At 66.4% G+C, this 3,905-nt stretch carries 4 protein-coding genes; all 4 read left to right on the top strand.

Translation table 11 applies throughout. From position 1 onward, the window contains the following. The coding region (locus tag TSO352_RS33550; RefSeq protein WP_199231648.1) for a LysR substrate-binding domain-containing protein at nt 1–824 on the top strand (824 nt) is incomplete at its 5' end. Nucleotides 825–1,065: 241 nt separating this feature from the next. Next, entirely contained in the window at nt 1,066–2,301 is a 1,236-nt protein-coding gene (locus TSO352_RS18130) for an aromatic ring-hydroxylating dioxygenase subunit alpha (RefSeq protein WP_109108705.1), read from the top strand. Between the two features lie 6 nt (nt 2,302–2,307). Next, nucleotides 2,308–3,393: a hybrid-cluster NAD(P)-dependent oxidoreductase gene (locus tag TSO352_RS18125; protein WP_109108704.1), complete on the top strand. Its 1,086-nt coding sequence runs from the start codon at nt 2,308–2,310 to the stop codon at nt 3,391–3,393. A 117-nt stretch (nt 3,394–3,510) separates the two neighbouring features. Beyond that, nucleotides 3,511–3,798, top strand: coding sequence for a hypothetical protein (locus TSO352_RS18120; RefSeq protein WP_199231647.1), 288 nt, complete (start codon nt 3,511–3,513; stop codon nt 3,796–3,798). Nucleotides 3,799–3,905: the final 107 nt, after the last annotated feature.

Below are 3,905 nucleotides of genomic sequence, written 5' to 3'. Positions count from 1 at the left end.
TCACCCCGGGCGCGGTCAGCCGCCAGATCAAGGGGCTGGAGGAGGAACTCGGCATCCCGCTGTTCGGCCGCAGCCAATCCGGCATGGCGCTGACCGCCGAGGGGGAAACGCTCTACGCCACGCTCGCGGAAGCCTTCCGGCGTACGGCCGACACCCTCGACACGATCCGCGCCGGGCAGCCGCAGCGGCCGGTGACGCTGGCCTGCACCGATGCCTTCGCCAAATGCTGGCTGATGCCGCGGATGAGCGACTTCTGGCACCGCTTCCCCGACATCGGCGTCAACCATCTCGTCACCGACGACGCCCATGGGTTCCGCCGGGCGGAGGTCGATCTGCGGATCCGCTACGGCTTTGGCGCCTGGCCGGATGAAATCTCGGTTCAGCTCTTTGAAGAGACGATCTATCCGGTCGCATCCCCCACCCTGGCTGAGCGTTACCGGGGCATCACCATTGCCGATCTTCCATCGCTGCCCCTCCTTCACATCGATTGGGTCGATCCGGACTGGACCGGGTGGGACGAATTCCTGCGGCGCGGCAACATCCCCCATGCCCCACTGCCGGGGCGGCGCTTCAGCAACTTCGCCTTCGCCCTCCAGGCCTGCCAAGCCGGGCAGGGTGTCGCCATCGGCTGGCACCGGCTGGTCCGCAACCATGTCGCGGCCGGCACGCTCGTCCCACTGGCCGGCCTGACGCTGCGCGCGCCCGGCGCCTATCACCTCACCTGGAACCGCAACCTCGCCATGAGCGACGCCGTCTGCACATTGCGGGACTGGATCGTCGGGCAGGCCGCCGCCGAAGCCACCGACACCACCCCGGCGGCGTGAGTTTTTCTCGAAGGGCCGGCGAGTTTTTTTCAGTCAATCCGGCCCGCGATCTTCCGTTAAGCTGCACGCAAATGATGGAACAGCCGATTCCGTCACCGCCCCCACTCCCGCAAGGCCGCAAACCGCCCTTCGATGCACGGCATCGATGCCGGCAATGGCAGCGCGCAGCCAAAATCACCCGATCCAAGAATAACCGGCCCGAGATCACCTGACAGGCCCCCGCTTTCCCGGAGCATCGACCATGTTGCATGATGCGGACATCCTCGCCCTCCTGACCGACCGCCGCCCCGGCTATTCCCTCCCGCGGGACCTCTACACCGACCCCGCCGTCTTCCGGATGGATGTGGACCGCATCTGGTACAGGCGCTGGCTCTTCGCCATCCCGGCCTGCGAGATCCCGAAGGCCGGAAACCATGTCGTCCACACCGTCGTCGATCACACGGTCATCATCGTGCGCGGCGACGACGGCACGATCCGCGCCTTCCACAACAGCTGCCGCCACCGCGGCTCGGTGCTGTGCAAGGGCGAGAAGGGGTCCCGGCCGAAGATCGTCTGCCCGTACCACCAGTGGACCTACGGCCTCGACGGCTCGCTCCTCTGGGCGCGCGACATGGGGCCGGAGTTCGACCGCAGGCAGCATGGGCTGAAACCGGTCCACTGCCGCGAGGTCGCCGGGCTGGTCTACATCTGCCTCGCCGAAACCGCCCCGCCCTTCGAGGAGTTCGCCGTCGAGGCCGCCCGCTATCTGGCGCCGCACGACCTCGTAAACTCCAAGGTCGCCCACCAGAGCACCATCGTCGAGAAGGGCAACTGGAAGCTGGTCTGGGAGAACAACCGCGAGTGCTACCACTGCGCCGGCAACCACCCCGCCCTGTGCCGGACCTTCCCGGAGGACGCGCGCCTGATCGGCAACGGCGGCAACGGCCTCGCCGGCGAGCTGGACGCCCATCGCGAGCGCTGCGAGGCGGTCGGCGCCCCGTCCGAATTCCGCATGGCGGCGGACGGTTTCTGGCGCTTCGTCCGCATGCCGCTGCTCGGCAGCGCCGAAAGCTACACCATGGACGGCAAGGCGGCGGTCGCCAGGCCCAATTCCAGCTTCCCGTTCAGGAATGCCGGGGCGCTGCTGAAATTCCTCTACCCGTCCAGTTGGAACCATTTCCTCGGCGACCACGCAATTGTCTTCCGGGTCACGCCGCTCGGCCCGACCGAGACGGAGGTGACGACCAAATGGCTGGTCCACAAGGACGCGGTCGAAGGGCGGGACTACGACGTCAGCCGCCTGACCGAAGTGTGGATCGCCACCAATGCCGAGGACAGGACGGTGGTCGAGGACAACCAGCGCGGCATCCTGTCCCCCAGCTACGAGCCCGGTCCGCTGTCGAACGACCATGAGGCCGGCATCGTCCAGTTCCAGGACTGGTATGCCGCCGCCCTGGCCGACGCGCCCGCGCTGCGCACAGCCATGGCCGCGGAGTAAGCCCCCATGATTTTGGTTTCAGAGATCGGCATGGCGGCAGAGGCCGGCCTGTGGACGGACGACGAACCGCTCGAATGCTGTTCGGTCGTGCCGGAGGCGCCGGACACCGCGACCATCAGCTTCGTGGCACCCACCGGCGCCCAATTCCGCTACCGGCCCGGCCAGTTCCTGACGCTGGAACTGCCGGTCCCCGGCGGGCCGGTGTGGCGGACCTACACCATCTCGTCCTCGCCGTCGCGTCCCATGGGGATTTCGCTGACGGTGAAGGCGCAGGCCGGCAGCATCGGCACCCGCTGGATGCTCGACACTCTGCGGCCCGGCATGCGGCTGCGCGCCAAGGGACCGGCCGGCAACTTCGCGCTGCTGCCCGATGCGCGGGAGGAGTACCTGTTCCTCTCGGCAGGCTCCGGCGTCACCCCGTCGGTGTCGATGACCACCTATCTGTTCGACCGCGGCACCGGGATCGACGTCGTCCTCGTCACCTGCGCGAAACGCCCGGCCGAGTTGGTCTGCCGCCGGACGCTGGAGCTGATGGCCTCCCGCGTGCCGTCGATCAAGCTGCACTTCATCGTCGAACAGGACGACCCGTTCGATGTCTGGACCGGCTATCGCGGCCGGCTGAACCAGGTCATGCTCGGCGCCATCGCCCCGGACTATCTCGACCGGCATGTCTACTGCTGCGGGCCGGAACCCTTCATGAAGAGCGTGCGCGACATGCTGATCGCGCTCGGCTTCGACATGTCCCGCTATTTCCAGGAAAGCTTCAGCGCGCCGGTCCTCGACACCGACGAAACGCCGGAGACCGGCGATTTCGTTCCCGACCCCTCGCATGCTGCGGAGGTGACGTTCAGCGCCTCCGGCGTGACGGCCGGCTGCGACGAGACCGACACCATCCTGCATGTCGCCAAGACTGCCGGCCTGAACATCCCGTCCGGCTGCACCTTCGGCGTCTGCGGCACCTGCAAGGTGCGCAAGCTGTCCGGCGAGGTCCACATGGTCCACAGCGGCGGCATTTCCGACGAGGACATCGCCGAGGGCTACATCCTCGCCTGCTGCTCCCGCCCGATCGGAAGCGTCAGCATCGACGCATGACGGATAGTGTAACTCGCGGTGTTTCGGGTGACGAGTGGAGCAGAACCGCAGTTCATTGGCGTAAAGCTCGGCAGACCGTCCGCTCATGGAAAGGACAGTGATCAAAAGGAGGTACCGATGCGAAATCATGCCTGCGATCTACATTTTCATATCGCCAGGATACAGAGCTACACCGGCCGGATGATCGAGTGGGTGGCGGTGCGCTTCAATGCCAACAACGCCCGAAACTTCAAACTCGACCTGGAGGGTGATCTGGTGGCGCTGCTCAGTCTCGGCCTGAGCGCAAACGCAGCAATGGCCGGCGCTGCGGGAGCGGCCGGCCTTCGGGAACAGGTGCGTTCGGTAACGTTGGTTGCAGGGGCCCGCAACCACCGAGAATTGAGGTTGCCGGCGGTGAGCATATGACCTGCTCGATTTTGGTGCAGTTCTGAACCCCTAGGGTCCAGACTCATAACCAGTAGGCGACGGTTGCGGCGATGTGGACGGCCGCCATGAAGTTGGTAGCGGAGCGG

The organism is Azospirillum sp. TSO35-2, assembly GCF_003116095.1.
GTDB lineage: Bacteria > Pseudomonadota > Alphaproteobacteria > Azospirillales > Azospirillaceae > Azospirillum.
This window is presented reverse-complemented; position numbering and strand designations above follow the sequence as displayed.